At 72.1% G+C, this 17,098-nt stretch carries 11 protein-coding genes; 5 read left to right on the top strand and 6 right to left on the bottom strand.

The features are described 5' to 3' along the window. Positions 1 to 8: 8 nt before the first annotated feature. Both ACH4S7_RS24275 and ACH4S7_RS24270 read right to left on the bottom strand, forming a co-directional pair. Positions 9 to 1,985, bottom strand: coding sequence for an N-acetylmuramoyl-L-alanine amidase (locus ACH4S7_RS24275; RefSeq protein ID WP_398523358.1), 1,977 nt, complete (start codon positions 1,983 to 1,985; stop codon positions 9 to 11). Positions 1,986 to 2,337: 352 nt separating this feature from the next. Continuing rightward, positions 2,338 to 3,465, bottom strand: a complete 1,128-nt coding sequence (locus ACH4S7_RS24270) for an aminoglycoside phosphotransferase family protein (RefSeq protein WP_398523357.1) — start codon at positions 3,463 to 3,465, stop codon at positions 2,338 to 2,340. 259 nt (positions 3,466 to 3,724) lie between these two features. Here ACH4S7_RS24270 and ACH4S7_RS24265 point away from each other — a divergent pair, with 259 nt between their 5' ends. Further along, positions 3,725 to 5,221, top strand: a complete 1,497-nt coding sequence (locus ACH4S7_RS24265; protein WP_398523356.1) for a hypothetical protein — start codon at positions 3,725 to 3,727, stop codon at positions 5,219 to 5,221. Between the two features lie 187 nt (positions 5,222 to 5,408). On the opposite strand, the gene ACH4S7_RS24260 is transcribed toward ACH4S7_RS24265, so the two are convergent. Continuing rightward, the gene (locus ACH4S7_RS24260) at positions 5,409 to 6,878 is read right to left on the bottom strand and encodes a PP2C family protein-serine/threonine phosphatase (protein ID WP_398523355.1); all 1,470 of its coding nucleotides are present in this window, start codon (positions 6,876 to 6,878) and stop codon (positions 5,409 to 5,411) included. Positions 6,879 to 7,237: 359 nt separating this feature from the next. On the opposite strand from ACH4S7_RS24260, the gene ligA reads away from it, so the two are divergent. Beyond that, positions 7,238 to 9,454 carry an NAD-dependent DNA ligase LigA gene (gene ligA / locus ACH4S7_RS24255; protein ID WP_398523354.1) on the top strand — a complete coding sequence of 739 codons (2,217 nt, stop codon included), beginning with the start codon at positions 7,238 to 7,240 and terminating at the stop codon, positions 9,452 to 9,454. A 167-nt stretch (positions 9,455 to 9,621) separates the two neighbouring features. Next, positions 9,622 to 10,344 (top strand): siderophore-interacting protein, encoded by a 723-nt coding sequence (locus ACH4S7_RS24250; RefSeq protein ID WP_398523353.1) that lies wholly within the window; start codon positions 9,622 to 9,624, stop codon positions 10,342 to 10,344. A 121-nt stretch (positions 10,345 to 10,465) separates the two neighbouring features. Here the strand turns inward: ACH4S7_RS24250 and ACH4S7_RS24245 are convergent, their stop codons facing one another. Next, positions 10,466 to 12,406, bottom strand: a complete 1,941-nt coding sequence (locus ACH4S7_RS24245; protein WP_398523352.1) for a Xaa-Pro dipeptidyl-peptidase — start codon at positions 12,404 to 12,406, stop codon at positions 10,466 to 10,468. Positions 12,407 to 12,602: 196 nt separating this feature from the next. Between ACH4S7_RS24245 and ACH4S7_RS24240 the strand changes: the two genes are divergently transcribed. Further along, positions 12,603 to 13,004: a VOC family protein gene (locus ACH4S7_RS24240; RefSeq protein WP_398523351.1), complete on the top strand. Its 402-nt coding sequence runs from the start codon at positions 12,603 to 12,605 to the stop codon at positions 13,002 to 13,004. A 195-nt stretch (positions 13,005 to 13,199) separates the two neighbouring features. Further along, complete coding sequence (locus tag ACH4S7_RS24235; protein WP_398523350.1) at positions 13,200 to 13,697, top strand: GNAT family N-acetyltransferase; 498 nt, start codon at positions 13,200 to 13,202, stop codon at positions 13,695 to 13,697. Between the two features lie 292 nt (positions 13,698 to 13,989). Here ACH4S7_RS24235 and secD read toward each other — a convergent pair whose 3' ends face one another. Beyond that, positions 13,990 to 16,284: a protein translocase subunit SecD gene (gene secD, locus ACH4S7_RS24230; RefSeq protein WP_398523349.1), complete on the bottom strand. Its 2,295-nt coding sequence runs from the start codon at positions 16,282 to 16,284 to the stop codon at positions 13,990 to 13,992. Between the two features lie 129 nt (positions 16,285 to 16,413). Further along, a complete protein-coding gene (locus ACH4S7_RS24225) occupies positions 16,414 to 16,830 on the bottom strand; it encodes a hypothetical protein (RefSeq protein ID WP_398523348.1) in 417 nt (138 codons plus the stop codon). Positions 16,831 to 17,098: the final 268 nt, after the last annotated feature.

Below are 17,098 nucleotides of genomic sequence, written 5' to 3'. Positions count from 1 at the left end.
CACGAGCATCAGTTCAGTACCCGAGCATCCGCCTCCCTCACAAACGCCACGCGATGCCCGAACTGGATCTCGTAATACCACTCATCTCCCCGCACCACCCGGTGTCCGGCCGTGTCGAACGTCGTCGCGTACAGGTACTCGCCGCGCAGCCGGTCACCCACCACGTACCGCTGACCCGCGAGCAGGCGGTACGGCAGCGGGGCGAGCGGCTGGACCGGAACGCCCTCCGGATAGGCCGACGCCTCCGGATAGGCCCTGCCGTACACCGGGATCCCGCTCACACCGGGCCTCGGGGTGAGCAGAACCGCCCGCGCTCCCACGGCCGTCGGCGCACCGCGCGGATGGTGGAACCACGCCCGCTGCCCCAGGTACCAGATCGCCGTCCAGTCGCCCCGACGCCCGGCCACCGCGTACCGCTGCCCCGTCGAGGCCCGCGCGCCCGTGTCGCCGAGCCCGGTCGTGGCGTCCTGGCCCCCGGGACGCAGCCCGATGTCCCGCACCAACGGGGCCTCATGGGAAGGGGCCGAACGCAGCCGGACCGCACCGGAACCGTGCGGAGCGCACCGCCGGTCGGGCTCCCCGCAGCCCGTGTGCATCGGCCGGTGCCGGGCATAGTCGGGACGGATGGTCACCGCGTCGGCGCGCGGACCGGCGGTAGGCGTGAACGGCCGGCCGAGCAGCTCGAAGTAGTGCGCCCAGTCCCAGTAGGGACCGGGATCGGTGTGCATTCCGCGGATCGTCGCCGCCGTCGTGCCCGGCACGTTGTCGTGCCCGATGATGTGCTGCCGGTCGAGCGGAACACCGAACCGACGCGCCAGATGCCGGACCAGCCGCGCGGACGAACGGTACATCGCCTCCGTGTACCAGGCGTCCGGGGCGGCCAGGAAACCCTCGTGCTCCAGACCCACCGACTTGGCGTTCACGAACCAGTTCCCGGCCTGCCAGGCGACGTCCTTCAGCGGTACGTGCTGGGCGACGTGCCCGTCGGACGAGCGCAGAGTGTACTGCCACGACACATACGCCGGATTCCGCACCAGCGACAGCGCGGTGTCCCAGGAACCCTCCGTGTCATGGACCACGATGTACCGCACCGACAGCGACCTCGGCCGGTCGCTCTTGTCGTGATTGCCGTACGTGCCGTCGCCGAGCCGCTCGTACGGAGCGGGGGCCCATTCGCAGGCCACCGTCACCGGGCACTCGGTCCGCCTCCGGTCGGCCGTCCGCAGCCCGAGCCCGGCGATCCGCGTCGAGCCGGGCACCGCACCCGGGTCGGCCGCCAGAGCGACCCGCCGGCCGCTGTCCGTGACACGCTCCGCACCCGAGCGGATCACCGTGAAGACGTCCTGGGCGTAGACCGCAGCGGTCGCCGCGTCGTCCGCGCCGGAGAAGAGCGCCACCGCCCCGAACCAGTCCGCGGGACGCCGGCTGGGCGGCAGCCCCAACCGCCGCTGCGCCTCCGCGAGCAGCGCCGCGCCCCCTCGCACATTGGCGGCCGGATCCCTCCGCAGCGCCGCACCGCTCCGTCCCGAGAGCGTCGCCGCCCGCTCCAGCGTCCGCAGTCGGGCGGGTGGCGCCACTCTCGGCGGCGCGGTCACCGCGGGCCCCGACTGCCGTCGGACGCCGTCACCACGTCGGTCGTCGCCACCGTGTGCGGGGTGTGCAGGGTGCGGGGCGCTGGCGAGTGCGGTCCGCGCGTCGGTGAGATGCATGGGACCGTAACCCCCCGTCACACTCGGCGCCCCACCGTGCGTGTCCCAGCGGGACTGGAGGTACGAGACACCGAGCAGCACGCTCACCGGCACCCGGTACTCGTCGGCCGCCTCGGTGAACGCGCGCTGGAGCGGGTCGTCCGACGACCGACCGACGGCCGCCGCTCCCGGTCCGGAGAGCAGCGACAGCAGGAGGGCGGTGGCCAGCGGAGCGCCCAGGAGATGCGTCCCACAGCGGCGTGGCCACCCCGTCGGTACGGCGGTGGATGCGGACAAGACGGCCTCCCGGGCGGACGGCGTCGCCGTGGGACCGGTACCGACCACCCGGTACCGATCGCACGAACGGCACGAGCCTGATGACCCGTCAATCATCCGGGGCGATGGACACCTGCCGCGGCACCACGGCCGGCACGGCGTTTCGCCGACCGGGGGCGATGGGCCCGATCGGCGAAACGCCCCTGGTGGCTCGGATCCGTGGCCGCCCTGTCCACGGCATTCCAGCGGTGCCGATTCCGCCGGCATGACGGTCGTCCGACGCCTTGGCGCGCCACGCCGCTGCCGGCACCGATGGCACTGCGCTGCGTTCCGGAGTTCCGGAGTTCCCGAGTTCCCGAGGGCGGAGACGCGGTCAGCGGGTGCCGACCGCGGCCCGTACGGCGCGTCGGGCCATGGCACAGTCGTCGTGGAGTCGCCGCAGCAGGAGCCGCTGTTCCTCGCCGGTCGACAGCCCGCTCTGCGTCGTCGCTGTACCGACCCCGCCCGCGGGCCCGGCGTCCCGGATCGTCCGCTGCACGGCCGTCTCGTAGGTACGGATCTCCCGCGTCAGCACCAGCATCAGATTGACCAGAAACGCGTCCCGCGCGTCCGGCCCCGCCTGCTGGGCGAGCTGACTGATCTGCCGGCGCGCCACCGGCGCGTCGCCCAGCGCCGACCAGAGCGTGGCCAGGTCGTACCCCGGCAGGTACCAGCCCGCGTGCTCCCAGTCGACCAACACCGGCCCAGGCGGTGCGAGCAGGATGTTGGAGAGCACGGCGTCGCCGTGGCAGAACTGGGTCATGCCCTGTCTGCCGCCGGAGTACGCGAGCCCGTGCAGCAGCTTCCGCAGGTCACCGAGGTCCCGGTCGGTGAAGAGACCCAGCTCGTGGAAGCGGGAGAGCCGGGAGGCGTAATCGATCGGACGGTCGAACATCTCCGACGGCGGTCGCCAGGAGTTGAGGCGGGTGACGGCACCGAGGACGGTTCGGACGTCGGCGCGGGGCGGCGCCTCGGACGGATGTCGGGTGAGCGCGGCCACCCGGCCCGGCATCCGCTCCATCACCAGGGCGCAGTTGTCCGGATCGGCGGCGATCAACCGGGGCACCCGCACCGGTGGGCGATGCCGGACGAAGGCCCGGTAGACCGCTATTTCGTGGCGGAACCGCTCGGACCAGACGGGCGAGTGGTCCAGCAGGCACTTGGCGAACGCCGTCGTCCGACCGGTCGTACCGACCAGTAGTACGGAGCGTCCGCTGCGGCGCAGCACCTGGACCGGGTTGAACTCCGGGCAGATCCGGTGCACCGACGCGACAGCCATCCGTAGCTGTGCGCCCTGAGGACCGGACAAGTCGATTCTCCCGCTGAGGGGCTGACCGGCCACTCCGGTCGGCCGCCGCTGGCGACCGGCGTGCGTGGGGTCGAGATACGGTCCGGTACCGACCGGTACGGGGGAGCGCTGCGGCCGGTGCGGGGCGGACACGGAGGACGATGCTGTGTGCATGGGGGGTGACAGATCCCTTCGTGCGCCGACAGATTTCGACGGTTCGCGACGGATTCGCGTACGCCCCCCGTCCCGGCCGCCCCAAGTGTTCACATCCTGGGGAATGCGAAGGGCTGCCGGGACGAGGTGGCGCTCTCCTACGTCACACCAGTGCGCGGGTGGCACACCATCTGGCGAACCATGGCGAACCCTGGCGAATGGTCGCCACCCCCCTGACAGAGGGTTACTGTCAACTCAGCCGAGAACCTGGGGGCTTGATGTGACCGGAGAACCCAACACCCGCCTGAGCGACCTGTTCGGCCTGGCCGGCTGGTCGAAAGGCGAACTCGCGAGACTCGTGAACCGGCAGGCGGCGGCCACCGGCCATCCGCAGTTGGCGACCGACACCTCGCGGGTACGGCGCTGGATCGACACGGGGGAGACCCCGCGCGATCCCGTACCCCGTGTGCTGGCGGATCTGTTCACCGAGCGACTCGGCCGTGTCGTGACCATCGAGGACCTCGGGTTCGTACGGAACGGGCGAACGGGTAGACGGAACGACGTACGGGGGACGACCGAGAACCCCGACGGCATCCCCTGGGCGCCCGACCGGACGGCGACGGTCCTCACCGACTTCACGGGAATGGACCTCATGCTCAACCGACGCGGCCTGGTGGGCGCGGGCGCCGCGCTCGCCGCAGGCACAACACTCAGCACCGCCATGCACGACTGGCTGCACACCGACCCCGGACTCGCCCAGGACGCTCCCCGCATAGACAGCCCCCTCCAGGCCGACCCGGCCGGGTTCGACCGCTACGAGGCCGCCCCCATCGGGTCACAGGAGATCGAGGCCCTGGAGCGCTCCGTCGAGGTGTTCCGGGCCTGGGACGCCGCACGCGGTGGTGGGCTCCAGCGCAAGGCGGTCGTGGGCCAGCTCAATGAGGTGGGCGGGATGCTCGCCTACCGCCATCCCGACCACCTCCAGCGCCGCCTGTGGGGCGTCGCCGCCAACCTCGCCGTGCTCGCCGGCTGGATGTCGCACGACGTCGGCCTCGAACCCACGGCGCAGAAGTACTTCGTCATCGCCGCCCACGCGGCACGCGAGGGCGGCGACCGCCCGCGCGCCGGCGAGGCACTCTCCCGCGCCGCCCGGCAGATGGTCCATCTGGGCCGCCCCGACGACGCCCTCGATCTGATGAAACTCGCCAAGTCCGGTTCGGGCGACCAGACCCTGCCCCGCACTCAGGCGATGCTGCGCACCATCGAGGCATGGGCCCAGGCGTCTATGGGACACGGACAGGCCATGCGCCGCACCCTCGGGGAGGCGGAGGAACTCTTCGTCTCGGACAAGGGCGATGTGCCGCCGCCGAGTTGGATGCAGATGTTCGACGAGGCCGATCTGCACGGCATGGAGGCGCTGGCCCACCGCACGCTGGCCGAGCACGACGCATCGGCCGCGGGGGTCGCGCAGAGCCACGCCAAACTGGCGCTGGAACTCCGGACGGGCGGACACCAGCGGTCCAGGACCTTCGACTATCTGTCGCTGGCCTCGGCGTGCTTCATCGGCGACGATCCCGAGCAGGCCGATCGCTACGCACGGCTGGCGCTCGTCTCGATGGGGGAGACCTCCTCGCACCGGACGTGGGATCGACTGCGGGAGATGTACCGCCTCACCGGGCAGTACGCGGGGTACGGACGGATCGAGGAGCTGCGTCAGGAGATCCGTCTCGCGATGCCCAACAGCCCGTCGAGGAAGGCGAGGACGCTGGAGACCTAGCCAGTCTCCCCCGTCCGGGCGATCGTCGCGGGCCCGGCGAGATCGCCCGGACGGGGTCTGGGGCGTCGGACGCGTCCTGGGAAATGTGCTGAGCGACCGGTCCGTCTCCGTAGTGACCGGCCGCCACCGCCTCGGTGTCTCCCCCCGATCGGGCCGTCAGAAGCCCGTACTGATACGGCGGCACTCCTCAGCCTCCGATGCGGGCGACCATCACACAGGCGTCGTCCGCGCGGTCGTCCGCGCCGAATGCCTCGACGACCATGCGGACCGCGTCCGGGGCGTCGCCGGCCCGGGCGAGGAGTGGGGCCAGGGCCAGCAGCCGGCCGGTGTCACACTCCTCGGCCGCGCTCGCGCGGGTCAGCCCGTCGGTGTGCAGCACCAGCAGATCTCCGGGGAGCAGCCGGGCCTCCGCCTGTTCGTACTCCGGGTGCGCGGTGGCGCCGAGCAGGACGCCTTCCGGGGGTGTCAGGGCACGCCCCGTCCCGTCGCGGAACAGCAGCGGGGCGGGGTGCCCCGCTTGCGCCCAGGTCAGGGCGCCGCTCGCCGGGTCGAAGCGGCAGCACACCGCGCTGCCCAGGGTGGGCTGGTCCGATGTCTCCAGCAGTTGGTTGAGATGACCCAGGAGCGGTCCGGGTTCAATTCCGGCCACTCCCATACCGCGCAACGCGCCGAGCAGCATGGCCGTCGTGGAGGTGGCGGCGACGCCGTGTCCGGTGAGATCGCCGACGCTCAGCATCGACGCGCCGGACGGCAGCCGTAGCGCGTCGTACCAATCGCCGCCGATCAGTGCGCTGTTGGTGGACGGGAGGTACCGAGCCGCGACATCCAGCGCGGCGGTCCCCTCCGGTGGGAAACGGAGCGAGCCGCGCCAGGGCGGCAGGACCGCTTCCTGCAACTCGACCGCGAGCCGGTGCTCGGTGTCCTCGAAGTGCCGCCGCCGCTGGAGGGAGTCACGGCTCTCGCGCACCGCCCGCTCGCTGCGGCGTAGTTCACTGACGTCCCTGAGGACCGCCCACATGGCGGCGGTGGAGCCGTCGGAGTCGAGGACGGGCTCGCCCGTCATATGGACCGTACGGACCCGGCCATCGGTCCGGACCATCCGGAACTCGCCGTCGATGGGCCGTCCGTCGACGAGGCAGCCCGTCACCATCGTGGTCAGCAGGGCCTGGTCCTCCGCGAAGACGACGGAGGGCAGCTCGTCCAGGGTCATGGGGCCGCTCAGGGGGGATCGGCCGAGGATGCGGTACAGCTCGTCGGACCATCTGACCTCGTCGGTCAGGAGATTCCACTCGGCGCTGCCGACCCGGCTGAGGAGCGATCCGGAGCGCTGGGCGGCATCGGCCTCGTACGCGGCCAGGGCCCTGGTGGGTGGTTCGAGCGCGGCGGGTGCGACGGAGACCGGATCGTCCGGGGTGTCCGGCAGCCCCTCCTTGAGCTGTCCCAAGTGGGCGCCGAGGTCGTCGAGATGGTGGACCGCGAGATCGCACAGGGCTCGCTGCCATCGGCCGTGCGGATCGTCGTCGTCCACGGTGGCGTCCCGGCGGACGGCGTCCACGTCTCCCCGTAGTCGGCGGGTCCGGTTGATCAGCGCGTCGACGGCGACGGGCTCGGGCTGCTGCTGGGGGGTGGAACGGTCCGCGGACACATGGGACGGCATGTCGTACTCCGATACAGGCGTGGCCACGGCCAGGTCTGAGACACGGTCTGAACAATGGACCGTTACGACTCTTGCACAGGGAGCGACACCTCGTAAGGGATTTGGCAACACTCGATACGGCCATGCCCCGGCCATATGCCGCAGGCTGGGGACAGGCGGTCGCGATCAGGCCACCAGGCATACTGTCGTACGGAATTCCGCTGGCGATCCGCCGCGCGTCGGGGGCTCCGGCGCGCTCCGTGGGACAACGGGTGGATGTGCTTCCACCAGGGGCGCACCGACCGGGTCCGGATATCGCCGATACGGCGTGGAGTAGCAGGTCAGAGCCGTTGTCAGTGGGGGGCGTCACTATAGGGAACATGACGACTCAGACCGCCGTTCCCGTCGCGGCCGTATCCGCCGCACCCGCCGCTGACGTTCCGGCCGTGCCCGCGCAGGCCGTGTCTGTTCCGGCCGTGCCCGCGCCGTGTGAGTCCGTCGGCGCCGACCCGATCACCGGTCCGGCCGGTTACGCGGAGGCGGTCGAGATCGCGACCCGGGCCGCCGCCGCGTACTACACGACGGGGGAGAGCACCCTCGACGACGACGCATACGACCGGCTGGCGCGCGGTATCGCCCGCTACGAGCAGGCCCACCCCGGTGAGGTCTCCGCGGACTCGCCGACGGGCAAGGTCGCCGGCGGCGCGGCCGTCGGCGATGTGCCGCACACGGCGCCCATGCTCTCACTGGACAACGCCTTCTCCGCTGAGCAGTTGCTGACCTGGAGCGCCTCCCTGGAGCGGCGGATCGGCAGACCCGTCGAGCGGTGGAGCGTCGAGGCGAAGCTGGACGGTCTCGCGATAGCGGCCCGTTACGAGAAGGGCCGGCTCACCCGGTTGATCACTCGAGGGGACGGGACCGCGGGTGAGGACGTCTCGCACGCGATCGGTGGCGTCGTCGGACTGCCGGACCGGCTCGCCGAGGCCGTCACGCTGGAGGTGCGCGGCGAAGTCCTGATGACGAACGACCAGTTCGAGCTGGCCAATACTGTACGGACGGCCCACGGTGGCGCCCCCTTCGCCAACCCGCGCAATGCCGCGGCGGGCACCCTCCGGGCCAAGGAACGCGCCTACCGCCTGGAGATGACCTTCTTCGGATACGGCGCGCTGCCGCTGGCCGCGACCGACGCCACTCTCGCCGGGCAGCTCACCGAGTGGCCGCACAGCACCCTGCTGGCATATGTCGGCGGACTGGGAGTGCATACCGCGGCGGCCACCGATGTCGCTCCGCGCGCTCTGACCGGACTGAGCGACGTCCAGGCCCGGGTCGACGAGATAGCGGCACTTCGCCCCGGGTTGCCGTTCGGGATCGACGGCATCGTCGTCAAGGCCGACCTCGCGGCCGACCGGGCCGCGGCGGGTGCCGGGTCCCGGGCCCCGCGCTGGGCGGTCGCCTACAAGCTGCCAGCGGTGGAGAAGATCACCACTCTTCTCGGCATCGAGTGGAATGTGGGCCGTACCGGCGCCATCGCCCCGCGGGCCGTGCTGGAGCCGGTCGAGATCGACGGATCGACCGTCACCTACGCCACCCTGCACAACCCCGCCGACATCACCCGGCGTGATCTGCGGTTGGGCGACCGGGTGATGGTGCACAAGGCGGGCGACATCATCCCGCGCGTCGAGGCGCCGGTCGTCCGCCTGCGCACCGGGGACGAGCGGCCGATCGTCTTCCCGGAGCTGTGCCCGCAGTGCGGATCGGGGATCGACACCTCCGAGCAGCGGTGGCGGTGCGTCCGGGGTCGGGACTGCCGGCTGGTGGCTTCCATCTCCTACGCGGCCGGGCGCGATCAGCTCGATATCGAGGGGCTGGGCGCCAACCGTGTCGGTCTGCTCGTCGACGCGGGACTCGTGGGGGACTTCGCCGATCTGTTCACGCTCACCCGGGAAGGACTGCTGGCGCTGGATCGGATGGGGGAGACCAGTACGGACAATCTCCTGCGGGCGATCGATGCGGCCAAGGGCCGTCCGCTCTCCCGGGTGTTCTGCGCCCTCGGGGTACGGGGTACGGGCCGGTCCATGTCCCGCCGCATCGCGCGCCACTTCGCCACGATGGAGCATATACGGACGGCGGACGCCGAGGCGTTGCGGCAGGTCGACGGCATCGGGGCCGAGAAGGCCGGGATGGTGGTGGACGAGCTGGTCACGCTGGCCCCGCTCATCGAGAAGCTGATCGCGGCCGGAGTCACCATGACCGAGCCCGGGGTAACACCGCCGATCCCTCCGGCTGACGGAGAAGGGGGAGCGGAGGGCACGACGGCTGAGCCCGCCGTCGGGGCGGGGCCATTGGCCGGTATGACGGTCGTCGTCACCGGGGCCATGACCGGGGCGCTGGCGAGGCTGTCCCGCAACCAGATGAACGAACTCGTCGAGCGGGCCGGGGGGAAGTCCTCCGGCAGCGTCTCCCGGCGCACCTCGCTCCTGGTCGCGGGGGAGAACGCCGGGGCCAAGCGGGAGAAGGCGGAGACGCTGGGCACCCGTACGGTGTCGCCGGACGAGTTCGCCGCGCTGGTGGTCGGGTTCCTGGACACGGCCGACTGACGGGCCGGACCGTCCGCCGCACCCGCACCCGCACCCGCACCCGCACCCGTCATCCGGCCGGGACGGGCTCGGCTAGGCCCCGACCGAGGAGTTCTCTAGGTTAGGGTGACCTAAGTTGACGCGCGAGTGTTCGGTGGATGAACCGGACCGATGGGGAGGAGCCTGCCGTGGGACATGGCTGGGAGGGCGTCGTCCTCAAACTGATGCGGGGCAAGGACTTCACCTTCACCGTGACCGGGACCGAAGAGGTCACCGAACACTTCCACCGGATCCACTTCACCGACGGCGGGATGCTGGCGCTGACGGGGACGCACCCCACCATGTGGGTCCGCGTCTGGTTCGACAACGGGGAGAGGCCGCACCAGCGCGCCTACACCCTGGTCGACCCGGACCCGGACGCCGGGACCTTCAGCATGGAGTTCGCCCTGCACGCCGGCCGTGCCAGTGACTGGGCGCGCGGGGCGAAGCCCGGCGACACGGTCGAGGCCACGCTCCAAGGCACCGGCTTCGCCGCCCCCGCCCCGGCGCCCAGCAGGCTCTTCGTCATCGGCGACCCCGCCTCGCTCCCGGCGATCAACTCCCTGCTCGGAGCGTTGCCCGAGGTGCCGGCGACGATCTGGTTCGAGACGAGCCACGGCGCCGGCGAGGAACTGCCGCTCCGACTTGCCGACCACCACGAACTGCGCCGCGTCCCGCGCCGTGACCAGGGCCGCCATCTGGTCACCGAGGTCAAGTCGACGCTGCCCGGACTGCTGGACGACCCCTCGGGCGCGTACGTCTGGATCGCCTGCGACACGGCGACCACCCGTGCCCTGACCGCCTACACCCGGAAGGAACTGTCCCTCCCGAAGGACCGTGTCAGCGCCCTCGGTTACTGGCGCGCGGCCTGACGCGTCCGCGCCGCGAGCGCCGACCGGACCGGGAGGTGGCGCGCCGCGAACGCCGGGCGCCACCTCCGGTCCGTCCGAGTGCCGCCCCTCGGGGACGTGCCCGCCCGGCTGACCGGGAGTTTCAGGGCGTGGTCGGAGGCGCCACCGGCAGGGTCACGGCGCTGACCCCGTCGCGTACCGTCACCCGGGTCCCCGGCTGGTGCCGGAGGGTGTGGTCGTGGTCCGTCGAGATCAGGACCACGCCCAGCCGGTGCCCCTTCTTGAAGACGTACTCCTGCGGTTGCAGGTCCCAGGCGAACCGGTACTCGCGCCCCTCCACCACCGGGCTCTGACGGGCGATCGAATGCCGGTTGCGGACATCCAGCCAGCCACGGGAGACGATCTTGAAGTCGGCCGTCTCCACCCGGTGGCGGGTCCGGTAGGCGCAGCCGGTGTCCCCGGGGACCCCCTGTCCGTAGCAGATCTGCTCCGAGGTGTCGGGCACCGTGCCCGCCACCGCCCGGGTGTCACGGCCGTAGTCGACCAGCAGCGCCGTCAGATACGGGGAGGTCCCGCTCAGCGACGCCCGGATGGAGACCCGCGGCACGCCGTTGATCCTCAGCTCGTCCGGTAGCGGCCCCGTGGTGTAGCCGAGCCGGTTGGGGTCCGGTGTGTCCGGCGCGGCCACCAGCGACTCCGCCCGGCGGGTCCGCCCCGCGTCCATCAGGGTCCGCCGTGTCGGCGGCCCCGACCGGGGGCTGAGCCGGTCCGCGTTCAGCCGCAGCGTCAACTCACGGGTACCGCGCGCCGGCCAGTCGGACTGCCGGCGCCAGTCGAAGCCGGCCTGTTCGACGTCGACCGGGGGCTCGTCCAGAGCACCGTTGTCCAGACCGTACAGCCAGTGGTCGAACCACTGGTGCAACTGGCGCAGCCACTCCTCCATCCGCAACGGCATCGGATTGTTGTGCCCGGCCTGGTGCAGCCAGAGCTTGCGCGGTACGTCGTGTTCTTTGAGCGCCGCCCACAGTCGTTCGACGTGCCGCGTCTTCACATTCCAGTCATTGCCGCCGTGGACGGCGAAGACCCCCGCCCTGATCCGGTGGACGTCCTTGAGGTAGTCCCGGTCCGCCCAGAAGCGGCTCCAGTCGCCGGTCGCCCGGCCCTGATCCGCCGTCAGCCGGTCGAGCACGGGCGCACAGATCTTCCGGTCCGCGCGGCTGTGGACGCCCTTGGCGAGCACATCGGGCTCCTCGCCCTGGTATCCACCAGGGGCCACCACCGCGCCGTTCGCCCGGTAGTAGTCGTACCAGGACGAGATCGCGGCGATCGGCACGATCGCCTTGAGGCCCTCGACGCCCGTGGTGGCCACGCCGATCGGCAGCGTCCCGTTGTAGGAGATCCCCATCATGGCCGTGTCCCCGGTCGACCAGGCCGCGCCGACCGGTCGCCCCTGCGGGTCCCAGCCCCGGGAGCGGCCGTTCAGCCAGTCCACGGCCGCCTTCGCGCCGAGCGTCTCGTTCCGGTCGCCCGCGGTCGGGCAGCCCGTCGAACCCCCCGTACCGACGCTGTCCAACTGGGCGACCGCGTAGCCGCGCGGCAGGAAGTAGTTGTCGGTGTAGCCGGGGAAGGGCGCGGTGGCCATGGACGTGTCGATCAGCCCCGGCAGTCGGGTCTCGTTCCCCAGTCGTCGGGACGGCAGTCCGTCCTCGTCCAGGTCCACCGGGTGGAACGGCACGTCGTTCCCGCCGCCCCAGTACGGGCTCGCCTCGACGATCGTGGCGACCTTCAGTCCCGCGTCGGTCTCCTTCGGCCGCAGGATCCGCATCCGCACGGTGTCACGCGTGCCGTCGTGGTCGCTGTCCGTCTCCGTCTCGACGTCCACGACCTGGGAGATCGCCTCGGCGCGGGAGAAGACGGGCTCGGTCCGGTCGTCGATGATCCGCAGGGCCGGGGCGCGATCGGCCCGCGCCGCCGGCGCGGGCACCGTGGCCAGCAGGGAGACCGCGAGCGCGGCGACCCCCAGCCGCCACACCGTACCCGCGGCCCTTCTGCCGGGCGTACCTGCTGTGTGGGGTCTCGCCATCGTGCCTCCAGGTCCCGGAAGGTGACGATCACGCGGGGAGCGTGCGCACATTCCACCGCGTCTGCTCCCCGTGCACCAGACCCCACTCCCGTCATCCCCGGGCGGTTCCGGACGCCCTCGGCGGTTTCCGGACGCACGCCGCCGAGCAGGTATCCGTCCGGACGGGCCCGCGGCGGCGCCCAGGACGGGAGGGAAGATGACCGAATCCCCGGAGGCCGGCATCGATGGCCCCAGGTTCTCCCTCGCGAGCGTGGTCGTCGACTGCCGTGATGCCCCCGCCCTCGCCGACTTCTACCGGCGCCTCCTCGGCTGGGAGGTGAGGGCGAGCGAACCGAACTGGGTCCACCTCCGCTCGCCGGACGGCACCCTGGGCCTCTCGCTCCAGGGCGAGCCGGACTATGAGCCGCCGGTGTGGCCCGAGGCCCCGGGGAGACAGCAGAAGATGCTGCATCTGGACATCCAGGTGGACGATCTCGCCGCCGCGACCCGGCACGCGATCGGGCTCGGGGCGGTGGAGGCCGCCGTCCAGCCGCAGGACGACGTCCGGGTGCTGAAGGATCCGGCTGGTCATCCCTTCTGCCTCTTCCTCCGCCGCTGACGCCCGACGCCCGCCGATGCGGAATGCCCGACGCCCGCCGTCGCCTGATGCCTGTTGACGCTCGACGCCCGTTGGCACCCGTTGACGCCCGTTGACGCCCGCTGTCGTTGGCCGCGTTGGCCGCGTTGGCCGTCGTCCGCGGAGTGCTCCGGCCGCCCCTCCGGCGCGGAGACCGGCCGATGTAATACTCCTTGCATGGCTTCACGCATGACGTCGTCCCGGCGGGCGACGGACCGGACCGGTACACGGATCAACCGGGCGACCGCCCAGGACGCCAAACGGCTGACGAATCTGGTGCGCCGGTCGAGCGCCTACGAGGGCCGGTACCAGTCGATCGTCGCCGGATGCGTGGTGGGCCCCGACTTCATCGAGAGCAACCGGGTCTTCCTGGCCGTCGCCGACGACGGGTCCCTGCTCGGTTTCTACGCCCTGCTGCTCGGCCCCGCCGAGCTCGACCTGATGTTCGTCGCGGACGCGGCGCAGGGTCTCGGGATCGGCCGGCTTCTCGTCGAGCACATGGTGGGCGAGGCCCGCGCCGCCGGACTCACGGAGGTACGGGTGGTCTCCCATCCGCCCGCCGAGGGTTTCTACCGCAGCGTCGGAGCACGCCGAACCGGTACGGTGCTGGCCAACCCGCCGGTCGTCGGCTGGGACCGGCCCGAACTGGTCTTCCCGATCACCGCGGCCGGCTGACCGCGCACCCGTCCCGGCCTGCGGACCGCACAGCATGACGGCCTGCGACTGCGGAGCTCGGACACGGTCCCCTCGCGGCCCGCGCCAGCGAGGCCGCCGTGGGGGCCTTCCGCACCGCACCGCACCACGGTCGGCCGACCACACTGCACCACGGCCCGGTGGACCGTACATGATCATGGATGGTTGACCCGCGTCACCCGCGCCGGGGCACGGCGGGGACCACACGGCCGGCCCGCGGACCTCCGGTCACCGGCCGGGGCGGGAGCGCCGCCCCGGCCGGTGCGCCGGTCCGTCAGACCACCGCCCCCGTGTCGCCGCGCTTCCGCACCCGGGTCGGCCGGGAGCGCGGCCGGTCCGGATGCCGGTGCTGGAGGTTCACCACGAGGGGCATCGCGGTGAACACCGTTGACGCCATCCCGATGACCACCCCCGCCAGCAGCGCCACGGAGAAGTCGGCCAGCGAGTCCCCGCCGAGCACCGCGAGCGCGATCAGGACGAACAGCGCGCCCATTCCCGTATTGACCGTACGGGGCAGGGTCTGTGCGACCGCCCGGTCCGCCAGCTCCGGCCACGCCCCGTTCGGTTTGGCGCGGCGCAGTTCCCGCAGCCGGTCCAGGACGACGACGGTGTCGTTGACCGAGTAGCCGACCACCGTCAGCAGCGCCGCCAGGAACACGCTGTCCACCGGCTTGCCCAGCCAGGCGAAGAGCCCCACCACCAGCAGTACGTCCTGGACCATCGCGGCGACCGCCGACGCGGCGAAGGTCCAGCGGAACCGTACGGTGAGATAGACGAGCTGAGCGGCGACGGCCACCGCCAGCGCGATCAGCGCATGTGTCCGCAGTTCACTGCCCAGGCTCGGTCCGATGAGTTCGTCCCGTTCGACGGTCACCTTCCCGCCGACCTCGCCCAGCGACGCCCGGATCTCCTCCTGCTCCTGATTGCTCAGCTCACCCGTCCGTACCGTGATGCCGTCATCGCCCGTCGTCTGCACGACGGCGCGCGGGAACCCGGCGTCGGAGACGGCCGCGCGCGCGGCATCCGCGTCCACTGGCCGTTCGGCGGTGTACTGCACCACCCGGCCGCCGGTGAACTCCACGCCGAACTCCAGACCCCGCACCCCGATCCCGGCGAGCGCGAACACCAGCAGCCCCAGACAGATGCCGAGCCAGCGTCGCCGGTGCCGCATCAGTCGAGGCGGCCGGCGCTCCAGCCAGGCCCGTACCCGGCCCGTCGTGGTTAGTCCGGTGAGCGCGGGCCGCCGCTGGACCGGCCCCCGGTTCAGCGCCCAGTCCGCGAGCAGCCGAGTGATCACCATCGCCGAGACCAGTGACGCCAGCACACCCACCGCGAGGGTCACGCCGAAGCCCTTGACCGGGCCGATGGCGAAGACGAACAGCAGGCCCGCCGCGAGCAGGGTCGTCACATGGGAGTCGGTGATCGCGCTCCAGGCCCGGCTGAAACCGATCCGCAGCGGGCGACGGAGATCCGCGTTCCGCGCGAGGGCGTACTCCTCCCGGGCACGTTCGAAGACGAGCACGTTCGCATCGACGGCGATACCGATCGCGAGCACGAACCCGGCGAGACCGGGGAGCGTCAGCGTCGCGCCGATGGCCACGATCGCCGCGTACGAGATCAGTCCGTACAGCGCCAGCGCGATCGTCGCGAGCGCTCCGACCAGCCGGTAGATGGCGATGATGAAGATTCCAGTACAGATCAGACCGATCACCGCGGCCAGCGCGCTGGCCCGGATCGCGTCCGCGCCGAGCGTCGGTCCGATGACACTCTGCTCCACGGCGGTCACCGGCACCGGCAGCGCGCCGCCCTTGACCAGCGCGGCCAGGTCGCGAGCCTCCGCCGCGCTGAACCCGCCGGTGATCTGTGCGGATCCCCCGGTGATTCCCGCGCCACAGGCCACGGACTGTTCCATACCGGGCGCGGAGACGATCGCGTCGTCGAGGACGATCGCCACCCGGCGGGCGGGATCGCCGGGCGCCGCGCACGCCGCCTGACCGGTGATCTTGGCCCAGTCCTCGCCCTTGCCGCGGAAGGACAGATCGACGGTCCAGCCCCGGCCCGACTGGGTGTCGAGGACCGCCTCGGCGTCCTTGACCCCCTCCCCGGTCAGCGCGGGCGGCGCGAGCCGCAGCGAACTCCCCGGGGCGTCGGGGTCCGGCAGGGTCCGGGAACCGTCCGCGGCGGGCGCGGCCGGCGTGGTCTTCGGATCGGCCGTCGCCCCCAGCACCGGATGGAAGGTGAGCTGTGCGGTACGGCCGATGACCTCGGCGGCCTCGCGGGGATCCCGTACACCGGGCAGTTCGACGACGATACGGCGATCACCGGAGCGCGCCAGCGACGGTTCGGAGACGCCGAGCGCGTCGACGCGCTGGCGCAGCACCTCCAACGCCCGGTCGGTGGCCGCCGCGTCGGCGCGCACGGTGGGGGAGTCGCGGGTCTCCAGGACGATACGGGTGCCGCCCCGCAGGTCGAGCCCCAGCCGGGGCGGGGTGGTCAGTGCGACGAAGACGGAAACGGCGATGATGGCGAGCGCGAACAGCGCGCGCCAGAACGTGGCACGAGAACGCATAGAAGCTCCACGGGCAGCACGCGGCCCGCCTCGGCGGAGGCGGCCGCGGACGGAGAAGGACGGAGTGCGCCGGGGCCGCTCCGGTCGTGGGCAGGCCACGGACCGGGCGCGCCGGGGCGCCGGGGATCGTCAGTCGCTCGTGGAGAAGGGCGGTGCGCGGGTGTGCCGAGGGTTGTACGGGGGGTGGGGCGGCGCGCGCTCCTGGCGCGGCCCCACCACGGTGCCCCCGGCGAGCGGTCGCTGCCAGCCGAACGTCACGACGCCGCCGGCGGCCGGGGGAGTGAGGGTCGGACGGCTGCCGGTGTCGGCGGCGACCGTCTCCTGCGCCGCGATGAGGGGGGCGGGGCCGGCCTCGGTCCGCGCGGACGGGGCGCGCTGGGAACCGTCCACCCGGGCGGGGGCGGCCGGCACGAGGGAGGGCGCGGAGAGGGTGACCGCGGCGCCGGTGGCGGGAGCCGCCCCGGCGAGGACCATGAAGGCCACCCAGACACCCAGCAGCACGCCCGGCAGAGCGGTCGTCACCAGCAGGCGTACGCGCTGTGGCATCCGTCCCCCCGGCCGCTCTCGAACTCTCTGTCGGGTCACAGCCTAGGCGACGCCCCCGCCGGGGGGCTCACCCGGTTGTGAACGCCTCGTGAACCGCCCCCGCTCCGGCCGGTGACGCGCTTACGATCTCCCGGCGGACGGTCCCGGGCGTCTCTGATCCGTCAGAAGCGTCCTGGCCCCCGGCGACCGCCCGCCCGCACGCCTGCCTCACTCTGTTCCTCACTCTGGAGGTCCATGTGCTCGGGACGGCCGGAAGACAGCGCAATAG

It is taken from the genome of Streptomyces sp. NPDC020965 (assembly GCF_044333555.1).
In the GTDB taxonomy this organism is placed as follows: domain Bacteria; phylum Actinomycetota; class Actinomycetes; order Streptomycetales; family Streptomycetaceae; genus Streptomyces.
Note: the sequence above shows the minus strand (reverse complement) of the source record. Positions and strands in the feature narration are given on the sequence as shown.

Coding starts and splice junctions, on each gene's coding strand:
- secD (WP_398523349.1), bottom strand. CDS start 16,284: ATGCGTTCTCGTGCCACGTTCTGGCGCGCGCTGTTCGCGCTCGCCATC.
- ACH4S7_RS24270 (WP_398523357.1), bottom strand. CDS start 3,465: ATGCACACAGCATCGTCCTCCGTGTCCGCCCCGCACCGGCCGCAGCGC.
- ACH4S7_RS24240 (WP_398523351.1), top strand. CDS start 12,603: ATGACCGAATCCCCGGAGGCCGGCATCGATGGCCCCAGGTTCTCCCTC.
- ACH4S7_RS24235 (WP_398523350.1), top strand. CDS start 13,200: ATGGCTTCACGCATGACGTCGTCCCGGCGGGCGACGGACCGGACCGGT.
- ACH4S7_RS24260 (WP_398523355.1), bottom strand. CDS start 6,878: ATGCCGTCCCATGTGTCCGCGGACCGTTCCACCCCCCAGCAGCAGCCC.
- ACH4S7_RS24225 (WP_398523348.1), bottom strand. CDS start 16,830: ATGCCACAGCGCGTACGCCTGCTGGTGACGACCGCTCTGCCGGGCGTG.
- ligA (WP_398523354.1), top strand. CDS start 7,238: ATGACGACTCAGACCGCCGTTCCCGTCGCGGCCGTATCCGCCGCACCC.
- ACH4S7_RS24245 (WP_398523352.1), bottom strand. CDS start 12,406: ATGGCGAGACCCCACACAGCAGGTACGCCCGGCAGAAGGGCCGCGGGT.